Source organism: Streptomyces sp. NBC_00209 (assembly GCF_045206345.1).
Taxonomy (GTDB): domain Bacteria; phylum Actinomycetota; class Actinomycetes; order Streptomycetales; family Streptomycetaceae; genus Streptomyces.
The window spans coordinates 6,363,818-6,382,103 of record NZ_CP108121.1; the positions used below are offsets into that span (position 1 = coordinate 6,363,818).

Annotated in this window: 13 protein-coding genes; 8 read left to right on the plus strand and 5 right to left on the minus strand. The window is 72.7% G+C overall.

What is annotated here, in order from left to right; translation table 11 throughout:
* Window position 1 precedes the first annotated feature (1 nt).
* The 4 genes from OG867_RS28910 (at window position 2) to OG867_RS28925 (ending at window position 4,199) form a co-directional block, all read left to right on the plus strand.
* A complete protein-coding gene (locus tag OG867_RS28910) occupies window positions 2-1,090 on the plus strand; it encodes a mandelate racemase/muconate lactonizing enzyme family protein (RefSeq protein ID WP_406289784.1) in 1,089 nt (362 codons plus the stop codon).
* A gap of 73 nt (window positions 1,091-1,163) precedes the next feature.
* Window positions 1,164-2,522 (plus strand): MFS transporter, encoded by a 1,359-nt coding sequence (locus OG867_RS28915; RefSeq protein WP_406289786.1) that lies wholly within the window; start codon window positions 1,164-1,166, stop codon window positions 2,520-2,522.
* 43 nt (window positions 2,523-2,565) lie between these two features.
* The gene (locus OG867_RS28920; RefSeq protein WP_406289789.1) at window positions 2,566-3,408 is read left to right on the plus strand and encodes a fumarylacetoacetate hydrolase family protein; all 843 of its coding nucleotides are present in this window, start codon (window positions 2,566-2,568) and stop codon (window positions 3,406-3,408) included.
* A complete protein-coding gene (locus OG867_RS28925) occupies window positions 3,405-4,199 on the plus strand; it encodes an SDR family NAD(P)-dependent oxidoreductase (protein WP_406289791.1) in 795 nt (264 codons plus the stop codon). Before OG867_RS28920 ends, OG867_RS28925 begins: the two co-directional genes overlap by 4 nt.
* 22 nt (window positions 4,200-4,221) lie before the next feature.
* Here OG867_RS28925 and OG867_RS28930 read toward each other — a convergent pair whose 3' ends face one another.
* The 4 genes from OG867_RS28930 to OG867_RS28945 all read right to left on the minus strand — a co-directional run bounded on the left by OG867_RS28930 (window position 4,222) and on the right by OG867_RS28945 (window position 7,799).
* Window positions 4,222-4,914 carry a GntR family transcriptional regulator gene (locus OG867_RS28930; protein ID WP_406289793.1) on the minus strand — a complete coding sequence of 231 codons (693 nt, stop codon included), beginning with the start codon at window positions 4,912-4,914 and terminating at the stop codon, window positions 4,222-4,224.
* An 82-nt stretch (window positions 4,915-4,996) separates the two neighbouring features.
* Window positions 4,997-5,695: a helix-turn-helix domain-containing protein gene (locus OG867_RS28935; RefSeq protein ID WP_328899012.1), complete on the minus strand. Its 699-nt coding sequence runs from the start codon at window positions 5,693-5,695 to the stop codon at window positions 4,997-4,999.
* Window positions 5,692-6,924 carry a fumarylacetoacetase gene (gene fahA, locus OG867_RS28940; protein ID WP_328899011.1) on the minus strand — a complete coding sequence of 411 codons (1,233 nt, stop codon included), beginning with the start codon at window positions 6,922-6,924 and terminating at the stop codon, window positions 5,692-5,694. The genes OG867_RS28935 and fahA overlap by 4 nt, the downstream gene beginning before the upstream one ends.
* Window positions 6,921-7,799 carry a hypothetical protein gene (locus OG867_RS28945; protein WP_406289797.1) on the minus strand — a complete coding sequence of 293 codons (879 nt, stop codon included), beginning with the start codon at window positions 7,797-7,799 and terminating at the stop codon, window positions 6,921-6,923. The genes fahA and OG867_RS28945 overlap by 4 nt, the downstream gene beginning before the upstream one ends.
* A 178-nt stretch (window positions 7,800-7,977) precedes the next feature.
* Here OG867_RS28945 and OG867_RS28950 point away from each other — a divergent pair, with 178 nt between their 5' ends.
* From OG867_RS28950 to katG, 4 genes are all read left to right on the plus strand, one after another.
* Entirely contained in the window at window positions 7,978-9,198 is a 1,221-nt protein-coding gene (locus OG867_RS28950) for a chitinase (protein WP_406289800.1), read from the plus strand.
* A gap of 177 nt (window positions 9,199-9,375) precedes the next feature.
* Complete coding sequence (locus OG867_RS28955; RefSeq protein ID WP_406289802.1) at window positions 9,376-11,598, plus strand: protein kinase domain-containing protein; 2,223 nt, start codon at window positions 9,376-9,378, stop codon at window positions 11,596-11,598.
* Between the two features lie 26 nt (window positions 11,599-11,624).
* The gene (locus OG867_RS28960) at window positions 11,625-12,239 is read left to right on the plus strand and encodes a class I SAM-dependent methyltransferase (RefSeq protein ID WP_406289804.1); all 615 of its coding nucleotides are present in this window, start codon (window positions 11,625-11,627) and stop codon (window positions 12,237-12,239) included.
* 228 nt (window positions 12,240-12,467) lie between these two features.
* Window positions 12,468-14,699 (plus strand): catalase/peroxidase HPI, encoded by a 2,232-nt coding sequence (katG, locus tag OG867_RS28965; RefSeq protein ID WP_406289807.1) that lies wholly within the window; start codon window positions 12,468-12,470, stop codon window positions 14,697-14,699.
* 62 nt (window positions 14,700-14,761) lie between these two features.
* Here the strand turns inward: katG and OG867_RS28970 are convergent, their stop codons facing one another.
* The gene (locus tag OG867_RS28970; protein ID WP_406291209.1) at window positions 14,762-18,043 is read right to left on the minus strand and encodes a GH92 family glycosyl hydrolase; all 3,282 of its coding nucleotides are present in this window, start codon (window positions 18,041-18,043) and stop codon (window positions 14,762-14,764) included.
* Window positions 18,044-18,286: the final 243 nt, after the last annotated feature.

The window sequence follows — 18,286 nt, forward strand, 5'->3', positions numbered from 1 at the left end:
AATGGCAAAAGTGATCAAGGCGGAGGCGTACCTCGTCGACATCGAAGTCGAGACCGTACGCACCGACGCGACTCAGGCGTTCCTCAAGCAGGAGACGCTCTTCGTGGAGGTGACGACGGACGAGGGCCTGACCGGCACCGGCTACGCGTACACCATCGGCACCGGAGGACGGGCCGTGCTCGCGATGCTGCGCGACCATCTGCTGCCCGCGCTCGCCGGCCACGACTCCCGGGAGATCGAGGGGGCCTGGCGGGCGATGTACGACAGCACGCGCGCCACGATGGTCGGCGCGCTCACCGCGCTCGGCCTCGCCGCCGTGGACCTCGCCCTGTGGGACCTGCGCTGCCTGCGGGCGGGCGAGCCGCTGTGGCGCGTGGCCGGCGGCGCCCGGCCGGTGGTGCCGGTGTACGACACCGAGCGCGGCTGGCTCCAGCTCGGTGAGGACGAACTGGTCGCCGGTGCCCGCGAGGCCCAGCGGCAGGGCTTCTCCGGCGTCAAGATCAAGGTCGGCAAGCCGAGCCCGGGCGAGGACGCCGCCCGGATCCGGGCCGTGCGCGAGGCGGTCGGCCCCGGCCTGGACATCATGGTCGACGCCAACCAGGCGTTCACCGGCGCCGAGGCCGTGCGCCGCGCCGCCCTGCTGGAGCCGTACGACATCGGCTGGCTGGAGGAGCCGCTGCCCGCCGACGACGTGGCGGGGCACGAACGGCTCGCCGCCTCGACGTCCGTCCCGGTGGCCGTCGGCGAGTCGATGTACTCGCTGGGCCACTTCCGCGAGTACCTGCAGCGCGGCGCGGCCGGAATCGTGCAGCCCGACGTGGCCCGGATCGGTGGCATCACGCCGTGGCTCAAGGTCGCCCACCTCGCGGAGGCGTTCAACGTCGAGGTCTGCCCGCACTTCCTGATGGAGATCCACGTCAGCCTCACCGCCGCCGTGCCCAACGCCCGCTATGTCGAGTACATCCCGCAGCTGCGCGCCGTCACGACGCACGGGCTGCGGATCGAGGGCGGCCTCGCCCACGCCCCGTCCGAGCCCGGCCTCGGCATCGCCTGGGACGCCGACGCGATCGACGACCGGCGCGTCGCCTGACCGCCTGACCGACCCGCCCCACCCGCACGTCACCGCCCCCGTCCCGCTGTCCCAGCACACCCGGAGGACGACGATGTCCACCCTCACCCCGGCCAAGCCCGACCGGGCCGTCGCCGCACACCGCCGACGCGTCCTGCTGGCCTCACTCGTCGGATCGGCCCTGGAGTGGTACGACTTCTATCTCTACGGCACCGCCGCGGCCCTGGTCTTCAACAAGATCATCTTTCCGTCGTTCGACGCCACGGCCTCGCTGCTCGCCTCGTTCGGCACGCTCGCCATCGGCTACTTCGTACGGCCGCTCGGCGGCGTCGTCTTCGGCCGCCTCGGCGACCTGTTCGGCCGCAAACGTGTCCTGGTCCTCACCCTGCTGGTGATGGGCGCCTCCACCGTCGGCATGGCGCTCGTGCCCACGTACGATCAGGCCGGTGTGCTCGCGCCCGTCCTGCTGGTCGTGCTGCGGGCGATCCAGGGGCTCGGCGCGGGTGCGGAGTACGGCGGGGCCGCCGTGCTCGCCGCGGAGTTCTCCGAGCCACGCAGGCGCGGCCTGTTCGGCGCGGCGCCCAGCATCGGCGTCTACATCGGCATCCTCATGGCCTCGGGTGTCTTCGCGCTGGTCACCCGGCTGCCCGAGGACCAGTTCCTGGCCTGGGGCTGGCGGATACCCTTCGCCGCGAGTGTGGTCGTGATCGGCGTGGCGCTCGTCATCCGGCTGCGGCTGACGGAGAGCCCCGCCTTCGAGGCGGCCCAGGAGCGCACCGAGGCGACGGAGGTCTCGCCGGTGCGGGACGTCGTACGCCACGAGTGGAAGGCCGGCCTGGTCGTCTTCGGCCTCCAGACCGCCCAGAACGTCGTGGCCTACCTGAACCTGACGTTCCTGGCCGCCTACCTCACCGACACGCTCAAGATGTCCAGCTCGACCGGTCCGCTGGCGGTCACCGTCGGCACCGCGGTGACCGCCGTGACCCTCGTCCTGTTCGGGCATCTCACCGACCGCGTCGGCCGCAAGCCGGTGGCCCTGGCGGGCATCGTCTTCTCCGCCGCCTTCGTCTTCCCGTACTTCTGGGTCATCGACCACACCCACAGCTCGCTCGCCGTCACCCTCGTGGTCGTGGCGAGCATGGGCATCGGGGTGGGCTGCATGTTCGCCCCGCAAGCCGCCTACTACAGCGAGCTGTTCACCGCCCGTTCCCGGTTCACCGGCCTCGCCCTGTACCGGGAGGCCGCCGGCGCGGTCACCGGCGGGCTCACCCCGCTCATCGCCATCGGCCTCGTCGCCGCGGCGGGGGACCGTTCCTGGGGCGTCGCGCTCTTCGTCATCGCCGCGTGCCTGATCGGAGGCGTCGCGGTGGCGCTCGGCCCCGAGACCCGGGGGCGCGACCTCGCCGCCACCACCGTCGCCGAACTGCGCGCATCGACCGGCACCTACCGCTGAACCGGCCCTCGCACCCACACCCGCACATTCTCAGGAAGGCACCATGCGTATCGCCCGCCTCGGCCCCCAGGGCCAGGAGATCCCCGTCGTCCTCGACGGCGACCGCGTCCTCGATCTGCGCGGAGTGACCCCGGACATCACGCCGGGTTTCCTGGAGCACGGCCTGCCCGCGCTCGACGTGACCGCGCTGCCCGAACTCCCGGACGCCCGCGGGCTGCGCCACGGCCCGCCCCTCACCCGGCCCACCGCCGTCGTCTGCGTGGGCATGAACTACGCCAGGCACGCGGCCGAGTCCGGCGCCGAACCGCCCACCGAACCCGTGGTGTTCCTCAAACACCCCAACACCGTGGTCGGCCCGGACGACCCGGTCACCATCCCGCGCGGCAGCACCATGACGGACTGGGAGGCCGAGCTCGGCGTGGTCGTCGGGCGGCGTACGAGCTACCTCGAATCGCCCGCCGACGCCGCGTCCCACATCGCCGGGTACGTCCTCGTCAACGACGTCTCCGAGCGCGAACTGCAACTGCACACCTCGGGCGGCCAGTGGTCCAAGGGCAAGTGCGCGCCGACGTTCACCCCCGTCGGGCCCTGGCTGGTCACCGGCGACGCGCTCGACCCGGCGGCGGTGCGGCTGCGCAGCCGCGTCAACGGGGCGGCGAGGCAGGACTCCAGCACCGCCGACATGATCTTCTCGGTGCCCGAAATCCTGTACCGCCTCAGCCGGTTCATGACTCTGGAGCCCGGCGACCTCGTCCTGACCGGCACTCCCGAGGGCGTCGCCCTCTCCGGCCGCTTCCCCTACCTGGCCGCGGGTGACGTCGTGGAACTGGAGGCCGAAGGGCTCGGCAGGCAGCGCCAGACCATGGCGGCGGAGGGCTCCCGATGACAGAGGAGACACAGGAGATGAACCCGATGACCGCACCCGAGTTCGCCGGCCTCGTCGCGGTCGTGACCGGCGGCGCGTCCGGAATCGGCCTGGCCACCGCCCGGGAACTGCACGCGCGCGGCGCGCGGGTGGCCGTGCTCGACCGGGCCGCGGCGGACGAGCCGTTCCTGCACGTGCGCTGCGACGTGACGGACGACGACGCCGTCCGCGCGGCCCTCGACGAGGTCACCGCCCGCCTCGGCGGCGTGAACGTCCTGGTCAACAACGCCGGGATGGGAGCACAGGGCACCGTCGAGGACAACACCCCCGAGGAGTGGCACCGGGTGCTCGACGTCAACGTCGTCGGCATCGCCCGGGTCACGGCGGCGGCCCTCCCCGCACTCCGCGAGGCAGCCGCGGACGGGCAGGGCCACGCGGCGGTCGTCAACATGTGCTCGATCGCGGCCACGGCCGGACTGCCGCAGCGGGCCCTGTACTCGGCCAGTAAGGGCGCCGTCCTGGCCCTGACCCGGGCCATGGCCGCCGACCACCTGCGCGAGGGCATCCGCGTCACCTGCGTGAACCCCGGCACGGCGGACACCCCCTGGGTCGCGCGCCTCCTGGACGCGGCGGACGACCCGGACGCGGAGCGCGCAGCCCTGGCCGCCCGCCAGCCGAGCGGCCGCCTGGTCAGCGCCGCCGAAGTCGCCCACGCCGTCGCCTACCTGGCGAGCCCCCGGTCGGGCGCCACCACCGGCACGGATCTCGCGGTGGACGGCGGCATGCAGGGACTGCGGCTGCGCCCGCAGTGACGAACCGGGCGGGCCCTGCCGGTCAAGGCCGGGCCCGCCCCTGCTTCTCGTCCTGCCGGGGCGTGCCGGTGCGGTGCCGTACGCGACTGGAGCGCAGGTGCGTCGTCATCGCCTCGGCGGCCTGCTCCGGGTTGCGCCGGGCCACCGCGTCCACGATCCGCTCGTGTTCCTCGATCGTCGTGCCGGCCGCGCCCGGAGCACTGGTCAGGCGGAACAGATGCAGATGGGAGTGGAGGCGGTTCACCGCGTCGGCGAGCAGCGGGCGGCCCGCCGACGCGGCCAGCGTGTCGTGGAACTCCTGGTCAAGCAGGGCGAACCGGTGGTAGACCGCGTAGCTCTCGCCGGTCTCGGGGTGGCTGCGCATCCGCTCCACGATGTCCCGGAGCCGCTGGAGGTCCGCCCCGTCGGCGTTCTCCGCCGCGAGCGAGGCCGCCTTCGGCTCCAGGAGCAGCCGCATCTCGAACAGATCGCGCAGACCGTCCGGGTCGAGCAGATCGGTCGCCCGGTATCCGGCGTTCGGCCGCTTCACCACGAGGCCGTCCGATTCGAGCCGCGCCAGCGCCTCGCGCACGGGGGTGGCCGACACGTCGAGCCGGCGGGCCAGCGCGTCGATCCCCACCCGGGCACCCGGGGCGATGCCGTGGTCCATCACCATCGCCTTGATGTCCTCGTAGACCCGCTCGGCCAGCACATCCTGTCGAATCGCGTTCCCCATGGCGTCAATCATAGAGAATGTGCAGGTCGCGAGCGACGTCCGCCGAGGTGATCACCCCCGCGACGCCCGAGGGTCCCGCCCGTCACCCCGCGCCCAGGTGATCGCCCAGCGTGCCGATCGCGGCGGCGGCCTCCACGACGTGCGGGACGGCCCGGTCGGCGAGGTCGGGGTCGGAGGTGACCACGTTGATCGCGGCCCGGACCGGCCAGCCCGGCAGGGGGGCCGCGATGCCGTGGGCGCCGATGTTGACCTCGCTGTGGGTGATGACGTAGCCGGTCTCGCGGATCGCCTGGACGCGGGGCGGTTCGGTGGTGCGCGGGGGACCGGAGGCCAGGGCGGCCAGTCCGCCGGAGCCGTGGTCCAGGGGGTCGCGGCTGCCCTTGCGGTACCAGAACAGGGGGCCGTCCGTCGGCGGTTCGGCCACCACCGTGGTGACGGCGGCCGTGCCGACGGCCTCGACCAGGCTCGCGGTGGCGTCCAGGCGGCGGGCGAGGCGGTGCAGGACGGGCTCGGCGACGCTCCGCAGGCTGGGGCCGGTGCCGCCGAGGAGCCCGGTCACGGCCGGGCCCACGGTGTAGCGGCCGCTGTCGTCGCGCGCGGCGAACCCCGTCCGGTGGAGCGAGACGAGCAGGCGGTGCGCGATGGAGCGGTGGAACCCCGTCGCGGCCGACACCTGGCTGGTAGTCAGCCCCTCCGGGTGGCGGCTCAGTTCGACCAGGAGGGCGAGTCCGCGTTCCAGGGTCTGCGAGCCGCCGCTCTCGGAGTCGTTCGGCGGTGTCATTCCACCTCTTCGGGGAGCGGCCGGATGGTGGGGAGGATCCTGCCACGGACCTCGCCCAGGCCGATGCGCCCCCGCGCCCCCGGCGCCGAGTAGCGCAGGACGACCTCGTCGCCGTCCTGGAGGAACGTGCGCTCCTCGCCGCCCGCGGTCCAGGTCTCCTTGCCGCCCCAGGACAGTTCGAGGAAGGAGCCGCGCTGGTGCTTCCCGGGGCCCGAGATGGTGCCCGACGCGTAGAAGTCGCCGACGCGCAGGGAGGCGCCGTTCACGGTGAGGTGGGCCAGCATCTGCGCGGGCGACCAGTACATGGACGCGTACGGCGGGCGTGCCACCACCGTGCCGTTGACCTCGACCTCCACGTCGATGTCGTAGCCCGACGGGCCTTCCTCGCGCAGGTACGGCAGTACGGCGGGCTCCTGGCCGGGCAGCTCGGTGCGGGCGTGCTCCAGCGCGGCGAGCGGGGTGACCCAGGCACTGATGCTGGTGGCGAAGGACTTGCCGAGGTTGGGGCCCAGCGGGACGTACTCCCACGCCTGGATGTCGCGCGAGGACCAGTCGTTGACGCCGGTCACGCCGAACACGGTCTCGGCGAACTCGGAGGTGGCGACGCGCTGCCCGAGCGGGACGGTGCGCCCGACGACGAAGCCGAGTTCGGCCTCGATGTCCAGGCGCAGCGACGGGCCGAAGGAGGGCGCGGGGTCGGCGGGGGCCTTGCGCTGTCCGGCGGGGCGGTGCACGGGGGTGCCCGAGACGATGATGGAGCCCGCGCGGCCGTGGTACGCGACCGGCAGATGGCGCCAGTTGGGCATCAGGGCGTCCCCGTCGGGCCGGAAGATCCGCCCGACGTTCGTCGCGTGGTCCACGGACGCGTAGTAGTCGACGTAGTCCCCGACCTCGAACGGCAGACGCAGCGTGACATCGGCCAGCGGCACCAGGCGGACGCGGTCGCGGTACGCGGTGTCGGTGAGCAGCCCGGTCGCCCAGGCCCGGACCTCCGCCCACACCGCCGCGCCCGCGGCCATCAGCGGGTTGAGCGCGGGCGCGTCGAGCAGCGGCGCCCAGTCGGGGCGAAGACCGGTGGCGGCGGCGCCCAGGTCCAGGACGTGGTCGCCGATGCGGACGCCGACGCGCGGGGCGGTGTCCGCGGTCGAGAAGACGGCGTACGGGAGGTTGTCGACGTCGTACGCGCTGCCGGACGCGGCCTCGGCCCAGCTGACGGGGTGGGTGGTCATACGTGGGGCCCTTCGGTGACGGGTGGTCGGATGGTGGCGGGGCCGAGCAGGCCCAGGCCGGTCAGGTCTTCCAGCGGTTCGAGCACGCTGCACGACCCGTACGAGACGAACGCCTCCCGCGCGGCGGCGGCCTCGGCGGCCGGGAGCGCGGACACGGCACGGGCCAGCGCCTCCGGGTCGCGCTCGGCGAGGGCCGCGCGGACACCGGACGCGGAGGCTCCGGCGCGGGCCCGGGCCGTCGCCAGGAGCACGTTGAGGTAGCCGTGGTGCTCGAAACCGGTGGCGGCGGCGGTGTGCCGGACCGCGTGGTGCAGCCCGGCCGTGCACTTGAAGGCGGCCCCGGCGGCGACGGCCCCGTGGATCCACGCCGCCACCTCCTCCTCGGCCGGGAACGCCGCCGCCTCGGTCCCGCCGGTGCGGAACTTCAGCCGGAAGCCGTGGCGTACGACCAGTACGAGAGCCTGCTCCCACTCCGGCGTACCGGGACGCGGCACCTCCACGTACACCGTCCCGGGGAAGCCGAGTGCGGCCAGTTCCTCGATCTGGGGCCCGAGCGGCAGGGCGGGGTCCGGCTTGAACTCGACGGCCGACGGTACGAGCCGGTCGGTTCCCGCGAAGGCGGCCGGGCCCGCCGGGAGCGCGGCGGGCCCGGCCACCACGCTCACCCGCAGGCCGCCGGGGAAGAGCCGGGGTCCGGCCAGTCCGGCCAGTTCGGCGAGCCGGTCGGCGCCGATCACGAACGGACCGACGAGCTCGGCGTGGCCGGACGCGAGGTGTCCGGCGTGCTCGGCCACGGCGCGCGGCAGCGGAGCCAGGCCGGGCGGGAAGACCGCGGCGTCGTCCACGAGATGACGGAAGGCGAGAGGGAAGGACACGCGCGACACCCTAGCCGAGGCGACTCGTAATGCGGACGGAACGTGTTCCGATATCGAGCACAGGGCTTATGGGCGCGCGGCGGGATCTTCAAGAATGCGCAATGGTCTAGGCCAACTCATTGACGTGAATGCGTCATCCTCCGATTCTTGGCGGCACCTTCTCCCGACAGGAGCCTCCATGAGACGTCTTCGCGCTCTGCTCTCCGGCGTGGCCACCGCCGCCCTGGCCACCGCAGGACTCGCGGCCTTCGCCGCACAGCAGGCATCGGGTGCGTCCGCCGACGCCACCGCGCTCTCCAACCGGTGGTACGCCGCCGCGCCCTATCTGATGCCGCACGACAACAATCCGCCGGACGCGGGCGCGATCATGGACGCCTCCGGCCTCAAGGCGTTCCAGCTCGCCTTCATCCTGGCCCCCAACGGGGGCGGTTGCAGCCCCACTTGGGACGGTACGTCGCCGGTCTCCTCGGACACCGCGGTCGCCTCCGTCATCAGCGCGATCCGCGCCAAGGGCGGCGACGTGTCGGTGTCCATCGGCGGTTACGGCGGGACGAAGCTCGGCCAGACCTGTTCCGACGCGGCCTCCACCGCCGCCGCGTACCAGCAGGTCATCACCAAGTACCAGCTGAAGGCGATCGACTTCGACCTGGAGGAACCGGAGTACGAGAACACGGCCGCCATCGCCCGCGAGATCGGCGCCGCCAAGATCCTCCAGCAGAACAACCCCGGCCTCTACGTCTCCGTCACCACGGCGGGCACCGCCGACGGAACCGGCTGGTTCGGCAAGCAGATGCTCAACGAGGCCAAGGCGCAGGGCCTCACGCCGAACAACTTCTCCATCATGCCGTTCGACGGCGGCTTCAACGGGGCCGCCGCCCAGACCAGCGCCCTGACGAACTTCAACGCGATCCTGCGCACCACCTTCGGCTGGGACGAGGCCACCGCGTACGCCCACGAGGGCTTCTCCGGCATGAACGGCCGCAGCGACACCGGCGAGTACTTCACCCAGGCCGACTTCCAGACCGTCCTGGACTTCGCCACCGGCCACCACATGGACCGCTTCACCTTCTGGTCCCTCAACCGCGACCGCCAGTGCACCCCGCCCGACAACAACGGCAAGACCTCCGGCACCTGCAGCAGCGTGCCGCAGGCGGACTGGGACTTCGCGAAGTTCTCGGTGAAGTTCGCGGGCGTCACCCCGCCCACCACCACCCCGCCGACCACGCCGCCCCCGACCGGCAGCTGCACCGCCGCCGCGTGGAGCGCCGGCGCCGTCTACAACGGCGGTGACACGGTCTCGTACGGGGGACACAGCTGGAAGGCCAAGTGGTGGACCCAGAACGAGACGCCCGGCTCCACCGGTGAATGGGGCGTCTGGCAGGACCTCGGCTCCTGCTGACCCGGTGAGGCGCTGACCTGATGGGCCGCCCCGGTCCCGGCCGGGGCGGCCCGTACCACGCACCCGCCTGCACGTGTCACCCGCGTTGCCCCGTCCCACCACCCTGCGACTAGTTTGTGTCCAGCACAGACGGGGACCGTGACGGCAGAGGTGCACGGGGACGAGAGGTCGGGAAGAGTGTCGCTGCGCGCAGGCGATCCAGCCGAGATCGGCGGTTATCCGCTGGAGGCGCGGCTCGGATCAGGTGGCATGGGCACGGTCTTCCTGGCCCGTACGAGCTCCGGCAGGCCCGTCGCGATCAAGCTGATCCACCAGCAGTTCGCCGGAGACAGCGAATTCCGCATCCGCTTCCGGCAGGAGGTCGCGGCGGCGCGCCGGGTCAGCGGCGCCTTCACCGCCGCCGTGGTGGACGCCGCGCCCGAGGCCGAACAGCCCTGGATGGCGACCACCTACATCGAGGGCCCCACCCTCGCCGAGCGCATCGCCGCCGAGGGCCCGCTGAACGGGTCCGGACTGCGCAACCTGGCCATCGGGCTCGCCGAGGCGCTGCGCGACATCCACCGCGTCGGGGTCGTCCACCGCGACCTGAAGCCGTCGAACGTCGTGCTGTCCCCCGAAGGGCCGCGCGTCATCGACTTCGGCATCTCGCGCGCCGCCGACCAGCAGACCCTGACGATGACCGGACGCGTCATCGGGACCCCGCCCTTCATGTCGCCGGAACAGCTCCAGGCGCCGCGCGGCGTCGGACCGCGCTCCGACGTCTTCTCGCTGGCGACCCTCCTGGTGTACGCGGCCACGGGCCACAGCCCCTTCGACGCGGACAGCCCCTACCTCACGGCCTACCAGGTGGTGCACGAGGAACCTTCGCTGGACGCCGTGCCGGGGGCGCTGCGCACCGTCGTGGAACCGTGCCTGGTCAAGGAGCCCGAGGGCCGTCCCTCCGCCGACGAGCTCCTGGAGCTGCTACGGGACCTGCCCGCCGACCCCGGCGCCGCGGCGGCGGCCGGGCGCACCCCCGGTCGCACCCGGGACGTGGCCACCCAGCACCACCTGGCCACGCGCGACACCGCGGCGCCGAGCGCCCCCGCCCCGGAGGAGACCGGCTCCCCCGCCGGACGCGGGCTGCGCGGCCGCTGGCGGCCCGTGCTCGCGGCGGCGGTCGCCGTGGCCGCGATCGGCGGGGGAGTGGCCGCCCTCCGGGCGGGCGGCTTCGGCGAGGAGCCGGACGACGGCAAGGCCCGCACGGTCGCCGCGCCCGCCGGGACCCTGCCCGACGGCTTCACGCCCTGGCGGGTGACCGTGCCCGGCGGGCGGGAGGACATCCCCGACGAGCTGCGGTGCGTCGCGCGCGGCGAGGCGGCGTTCTGCGGGGGCGGCGGCGTCGTCGCCACCCGGATCGACCTGCGGGACGGCTCGCGCGCCTGGACGGCGAAGAGCCCGGGCGTCCCCGTCCAGGGCATGCACCTGGTGGGCGCCACCGACGACACCGTGATCGGTTACCGGTTCGCCGCCCAGAACGACCCCGAGGCGCGGGGCGACGAGGTGGTGGCCGTCGACGCCGACAGCGGCAAGGAGCTGTGGTCCACGGTCTCCGGCGCCCAGTCGACGGCCGTCACGGGCCGGACCCAGGACGCCGTGGTGACCGGCTCCACCGTGATCACCGTCGACGCCTCGGACGACGCCTTCGAGGCCCGGGACGCGCACAGCGGCGAGCTGATCTGGACGGCACCCTTTCCCGGAGGCTCCCGGTGCGCCCCCGTCCTGGCGGGCGACGCGCTGCTGGCCATGTGCGTGACGGACGCGGAGATCCAGGCCCTGTCCGTACGGCGCCCGGTCGTCCACACGCTGGACCCGGCCAAGGGGAGCTGGGGCCGGGCCATCGCGCTGGACGGGCCCGGCGTTCCCGTGGGCGCGGCCGGCGGCCGGCTCGTCCTGCTCCGGGAGCACACCGAGGGAACGGCGCTCACCGGCTACGACGCGGTGACCCGGGTCGACCCGGTCTCCGGCAAGGTCACGAGCACCCCGCTGGACACCACGTACGGGGGCACGCCCGGCATGGCGGGCTCCACCGTGTACCTGAGCGGGCAGACCGGCCGCGTCACCGCGTTCGACCCCGCCACCGGCCGGAAGAAGTGGTCCCGGCAGACCAGTGTGGAGGGCGCGTCGGGCCCCGTGGCCGGGGACGGCGCCCTGCTCTTCAGCTCCGCCACCGGCCGGGTGGTCGCCCTCTCCCCGTCCGACGGCACGGTGCTGTGGGCGACGGACCCGAGGGCCGACGGGCTCACCGGCCAGGAGGGCGAGAGCCCCCGCGTGACCGTCGCCGGACGCGTGGTGATCGTGGCGGCCGCCCGGAACACCGTCTTCGCCTTCGACGCCGGACGGCCGCCGAAGTCGGGCTGACCAGGGCCCCGTCTACAGTGGCCCGCATGAACCGCTGGACCGCACTGACCGGAGACACCTCGGGCGAGGACTACGCCGCGCGCTTCGCGGCCCTGGCCCGCAGCGGCAAGGACATGCACGGCGAGGCGCGGTTCTGCGCCGCCCTGCTGCCCGCCGGGGCGCGGGTGCTGGACGCGGGCTGCGGCACCGGCCGGGTCGCGATCCGGCTCGCGGAGCTCGGGTACGACTGCACCGGGGTGGACGTCGACGCCTCGATGCTGGCCGTCGCGCGCGAGCAGGCGCCCGGGCTGCCCTGGCACCGGGCCGACCTGGCCGCGTTCGACCCGGACGCGCTCTCCATCGAACCGGGGTTCGACCTTGTCGTCGCCGCCGGCAATGTGATGGCGCTGGTCGCCCCCGGCACCGAGGCCACCGTCGTCGCCCGCCTCGCCGGAGCGCTGCGCCCGGGCGGTCTGCTGGTCGCCGGGTTCGGCCTGGACGCGGCCCACCTCCCCGTACCGCCCGGCCTCACCCTCGCCCAGTACGACGCCCACTGCGCCGCCGCCGGGCTCGCCCCCGTCGACCGCTTCGCCACCTGGGACGCCGCCCCGTACGACGACGGCGGCTACGCGGTCAGCGTGCACCGGCGGGGGCACAGTTAGCCGAACGACTGTTCGATCATCGCGCACGGGGCCTTCATGACCCGCACCCGCGCCAGGCCAGTCGTCGGCGTTGATCCATTCCATCGCGTGTTCGTATTGACTTGGACTAGGTCCATCGTAGGATCGGTTCCGGCCGAAGCCAGGGCAGGACGCCCTCCGGGCGAGACCGGTCAGGCCAGCCCCCCACATTCTCAGAGCACGAGATCCGCCCCGTCCGGAAGGAATTCCATGACTGAGAACCACGACGCGATCGTCACCGACCCCAAGTCGGAGGAGGCCGGCGGCTGCCCCGTCGCGCACGGTCGCGCGCCGCACCCCACCCAGGGCGGCGGCAACCGCCAGTGGTGGCCGGAGCGGCTCAACGTGCGGATTCTCGCCAAGAACCCCGCCGTGGCCAACCCGCTCGGCGAGGACTTCGACTACGCCGCGGCCTTCAACGCCCTGGACCTGCCCGCCGTCAAGCGGGACATCGCCGAGGTGCTGACGACCTCGCAGGACTGGTGGCCCGCCGACTTCGGCAATTACGGCCCCTTCATGGTCCGGATGGCCTGGCACAGCGCCGGCACGTACCGCATCAGCGACGGCCGCGGCGGCGCCGGCTCCGGCCAGCAGCGCTTCGCCCCCCTCAACAGCTGGCCGGACAACGCGAGCCTCGACAAGGCGCGGCGCCTGCTGTGGCCGGTCAAGAAGAAGTACGGCAAGAACATCTCCTGGGCCGACCTCCTCGTCCTCACCGGGAACGTCGCCCTGGAGACCATGGGCTTCGAGACCTTCGGCTTCGGCGGCGGCCGCGCGGACGTCTGGGAGCCCGACGAGGACGTGTACTGGGGCCCCGAGACCACCTGGCTCGGCGACGAGCGCTACACCGGCGACCGCGAGCTGGAGAACCCGCTCGGCGCCGTGCAGATGGGCCTCATCTACGTCAACCCGGAGGGACCCAACGGCACCCCGGACCCGATCGCCGCGGCCCGCGACATCCGCGAGACCTTCCGCCGCATGGCGATGAACGACGAGGAGACCGTCGCCCTGATCGCCGGCGGCCACACCTTCGGCAAGACGCACGGAGCCGGTCCCGCCGACGCGGTCGGCCCCGACCCCGAGGCGGCCCCGATGGAGCGCCTGGGCCTCGGCTGGGAGAGCTCGTACGGCACCGGCAAGGGCGGCGACGCCATCACCAGCGGCCTCGAAGGCATCTGGACGGACACCCCCACCGCCTGGGACAACAGCTTCTTCAACATCCTCTTCGGGTACGAGTGGGAGCTGTTCAAGAGCCCCGCGGGCGCCCACCAGTGGCGGCCGAAGGACGGCGGCGGCGCGGGCACCGTGCCCGACGCGCACGACGCGTCGAAGAGCCACGCCCCGACCATGCTCACCACCGACCTCTCGCTGCGCTTCGACCCGTCGTACGAGCAGATCTCGCGGCGCTTCCACGAGAACCCGCGGGAGTTCGCGGACGCCTTCGCCCGCGCCTGGTACAAGCTGACCCACCGCGACATGGGCCCCGTCGTCCGCTACCTCGGCCCCGAGGTCCCGCAGGAGACGCTGATCTGGCAGGACCCGCTGCCCGAGCGCACCCACGAGCTGATCGACGCCGCCGACATCGCGGCGCTCAAGGAGAAGGTCCTCGCCTCCGGCCTTCCCGTCTCCGAGCTGGTCTCCACCGCCTGGGCCTCCGCCTCGTCCTTCCGGGGCAGCGACAAGCGCGGCGGCGCCAACGGCGCGCGCATCCGCCTCGAACCGCAGAGCGGCTGGGAGGTCAACGACCCGGACCGCCTCGCGGGCGTCCTGCGCACCCTCCAGTCCGTCCAGGAGTCCTTCAACGCGGAGCAGCGGGGCGGCAAGCAGGTCTCGCTGGCCGACCTGATCGTCCTCGCGGGCGCCGCAGGCGTCGAGAAGGCGGCCAAGGACGCCGGTACGGACATCGAGGTCCCGTTCACCCCGGGCCGGGTCGACGCCTCGCAGGACCAGACCGACGTCGAGTCCTTCGTGGAGCTGGAGCCCGTGGCCGACGGCTTCCGCAACTACCTCGGCAAGGGCAGCCGGCTCCCCGCCGAGTACCTGCTGCTCGACCGGGCGAACCTGCTCAACCTGAGCGCGCCCGAGATGACGGTCCTCGTCGGCGGTCTGCGCGTCCTGGGCGCCAACCACCAGCAGACCGCGCACGGTGTGCTCACCGACACGCCCGGCACGCTGACCAACGACTTCTTCGTCAACCTGCTCGACATGGGCACGACGTGGAAGTCGACGGCCGACGACCAGAGCGCCTTCGAGGGCCGCGACGCCGTCACCGGTGAGGTCCGCTGGACCGGCACCCGCGCCGACCTGGTCTTCGGCTCGAACTCCGAACTGCGCGCCGTCGCCGAGGTCTACGCGAGCGACGACGCCAAGGAGAAGTTCGTGCGCGACTTCGTCGCCGCCTGGGACAAGGTCATGAACCTGGACCGGTTCGACCTCGTCTGACGACGCCGCAAGGGCCGGTCCCCCGCGCGGGGGGACCGGCCCTTGCCGTTGCGCGGATCCGGTCAGGCGGTGGCCACCGCGAAGACGTGGATGATCCCGCCGTCCGTGGTGCCCGGCAGCGTCACGGACGCGAGCCGCTTCCCGGCCTGGAGCGCGATCGGCGCGGTCGTGAAGATCTCGGTGCCCACCGGGTCCTTTCCGCCGCCCTGCACATCGCGGTACTCGGTGTGCACCGCCACCGTGTTCCCGTACGACGGCTGCTGCGAGCCGCCGCCCAGGGTCCAGTCGCTGAAGCCGATCTCGGCCTGCTGCGTGGTGCCGTCGGTGTACGTGAGCGTCACCGTGCCCGACGCCTTGCCCTCGGCCGCGCTCCCGAGGAACGCCAGCTTCGTGTCACCCTCGCCGGAGGCGATGTTCAGCACCTGGGGGCCCGTACCGACCACCTCGATGTTGTCCGGGTCGCCGGCCTTCACCTTCGGCCAGGTGAAGTCGAAGCCGCCCGAGGAGACCGTGCCGCCCGGCGCCGCACCGGACGCCGCCAGCGCCTGGGCCGAATAACTCCAGCCCTCACCGTCGAAGTTGGCCTGCGGATTCTCGTCGTCCGCCGAGATCCCGGTGCTGTTGCGGTTCCACAGCAGCCCGTTCTTCTCCGCGACCGTCACCGCCGCCGAGGTCTTCGGCAGCTCCGTGCCCGCCGACGACGTCAGCGTCACCGGGACCGTGTAGTAGCCCTCGGCGGTGTCCTTCCCCGCCGACACGGTGAGCTTCGCCTGTGCGGCGCCGCTCGCCGGGACCGTGAAGTCGCCCTCCGACGGGGTCGCGGTGACCCCGTCCGGCGCCTCCGCCTTCCAGTGCACCGTGGTGGCCTTCGTCTCCAGGCTCTGCACCTTGACCACGGTCTGCGCGCCCCCGGCGCCCGGCTCGACCTTCAGCTGGTCCGGGGAAGCGCCCGTGAAGTACTTCAGCCCGCCACCGGGGAAGGACGGCGGGGCGTCGGCCGGTGCGCTGCCCCAGGCGGTGTCGGGCGTCGTGCCGAGCGTGAAGTCCAGCCGCCCGCCGTGCTCCACCAGCGAGTCACCGACCCACGGCTTCGTGGACGTGCGGCCGTTCACCTTCAGCCCGTGGATGTACGTGTGGTCCGCCGAAGCGGCCGGGGCCTCGATGGTGATCTTCCTGCCGTGCCCGGTGTGCACCACCGCGTGCGGGAACAGCGGCGCGGTGAGCGTCAGATCGGCGCGGCTCGGGTTCTGCGGGTACATGCCGAGCGCCGAGAAGACGTACCAGGACGACATGGTCCCCGCGTCGTCGTTGCCCGGAATCCCGCCGGGACCGTCGGTCCACAGCTGGTCCAGCTCCGCGCGGACCGTCTCCTGCGTCTTGTACGGGGTGCCGAAGTAGTTGTACAGGTACGGCGCGTTGATGTCGGGCTCGTTCGTCGGGTCGTAGCGCGTGTCGTCCTTCGCCGAGAAGTCGAACTTCCCCTCCGGCGTACGGAAGAACGCGTCCAGGCGCTCCGCGGCGCGCTCGTTGCCGCCCATCGCACCGGCGAGACCGGCCACGTCCGAGTAGACCATCCAGGTGTACCGGGCGCTGGTGCCCTCCACGAACCCGGCGCCGGTGCCGGGCGTGAAGGTGCCCGCCCAGCTGCCGTCGGACTTCCGGTCGCGTATGTACCCGCCGTGCTCGGTCGCGTTGGCGTCGAAGACGTTCGTCCAGTTGCCCGACCGGTCCAGGAACTTCTTCGCGTCGGCCTTGTCGCCCAGCCGCCGGGACAGCTCCGACAGGCCGTAGTCGGCCGCCGCGTCCTCCAGCGTCTCGGCCGCCCCGCCCCAGCAGTGGCAGTTGTCCGCCGGTACGTATCCGAGCTCCAGGTACTTGTCCAGCGCGGGGCGCTGGCCCACGCACTCGACGTTGCAGCCGGAGCTGTCGGAGTCGTTCGCGGTCGGCACGGTCGCCGCCGTGACCAGGGACTTCAGCGCGCCCTTGACGTCGAAGTCACGGCCGCCGAAGGCATAGATACCGGCCAGCGCCGCGTCGGACGGGTCGCCCGACATCACGCTCGTCTTGCCGTTCTCCAGCAGCCAGCGGTCCCACTCGCCGTCCCGCTGGTTCGCGTAGTTGAACAGGGACTGCGCGTAGTCGCTGCCCGCCCTCGGGTTGAGCAGCGCCATCAGCTGCACCTGCGCCCGGTACTGGTCCCAGCCGGAGAAGGTGCCGTACTGCGCCTTCTGGCCCTTGGCGAGGCGGTGCGGCTTGCGGTCGGCGCCGAGGTAGCGGCCGTCCACGTCGCTGGTGAGGGTCGGCTCCAGCATGGAGTGGTAGAGCGCGGTGTAGAACGCGGTGCGCTGGGTTTCGGTGCCGCCGCCGATCTCGACGGCCTTCAGCGCCTTGTTCCAGTTCGCGGCGGCCTGCCGCTTCACCGTGTCGAAGCTCTTGCCGGGGCCGTTCTCCCTACGGAGGTTGGCCTCGGCGTTGGCGGCGCTGACGTACGAGACGGCCACCTTGGCGCGCGCCTCGGTGGTGCCGTCCGCGAAGGTGACGTACCCGCCGGAGCCCTTGCCCTCCACGGCGTTGCCGGACGAGCTGTAGCCCGTACCGCCGGAGGCGGAGGTGGAGCCGGGGGTGAGGGTGCCGTCCTTCCAGGTGCCGGTCTTCGCGAAGGGCTTGTCGAAGTGGGCGGTGAAGTACAGCGTGTAGAGGTCCTTGCGGTTGTTCGCGCTCTGCGGCCCGCAGAAGTTGCCGGCCGTGACCGACCCGGTCACCGTCCGCGCGGCCTTGTCGATCCGCACGGTGGCGTCGGTGCTGCCGGACTCCGAGTTGGAGGTGCGGAAGAGCAGGCTGGCCGGCTTGTCCGCCGGGAAGCCGAACTCCCCGGACCCCGTCCTGGCGGTCGTGGTCAGCGCCGCCGAAGCGCCACCGGCCAGGCCGACCTTGTAGTACCCGGGGGTGGCCGTCTCGTCGTCGTGCGAGAAGTCGCTCGCGTACTTCGCGTCGGTGGTGTCCGAGGTGGGGGAGGAGTCCACCTCACCCACGTACGGCATGATCGGGATGTCGCCGTTCGCGCCCGAGCAGCCCACACCGTTGAGGTGGGTCAGGCTGAAGCCGCGGATCTTCTTCGCGTCGTACTGGTAGCCGCCGGGGGCCGGCGTCGAGACCTGCTTGCCCCTCGAATTCTGCGGGCTCCACGCCAGCATGCCGAACGGCTGCACGGCGCCGGGGTAGGTGTTGCCCGCGTTGGACGTGCCGATGAGGGGATCGACGTACGACACCGGGTTCTTGACGGTGTTCCGGGCCGGTGCGGCCGAAGCCGGGGCGGCGGCGGCCGCGAGCCCCGCGACGGCCATGGCGGCGGCCGTGACGGAGCCCACGGCCCGGATCGCGGTGTGCGTACGACGTGTGTGCGTCTGTGGCACCGTTCCTGCCCTTCTGATGTGACGGACGGTCAACGCGGCGGGAGCCCGGCGCCGTGACCGCGGAGGAACGGCGAGGCCCCGACAACGTTGTCAGCGACGTGAGGATGCTCCTCCTGCCGGTCCGGGGTGTCAAGGCTCCCCGGAATCCATCCGTCCGGCCGGGCTGTCCTCGTA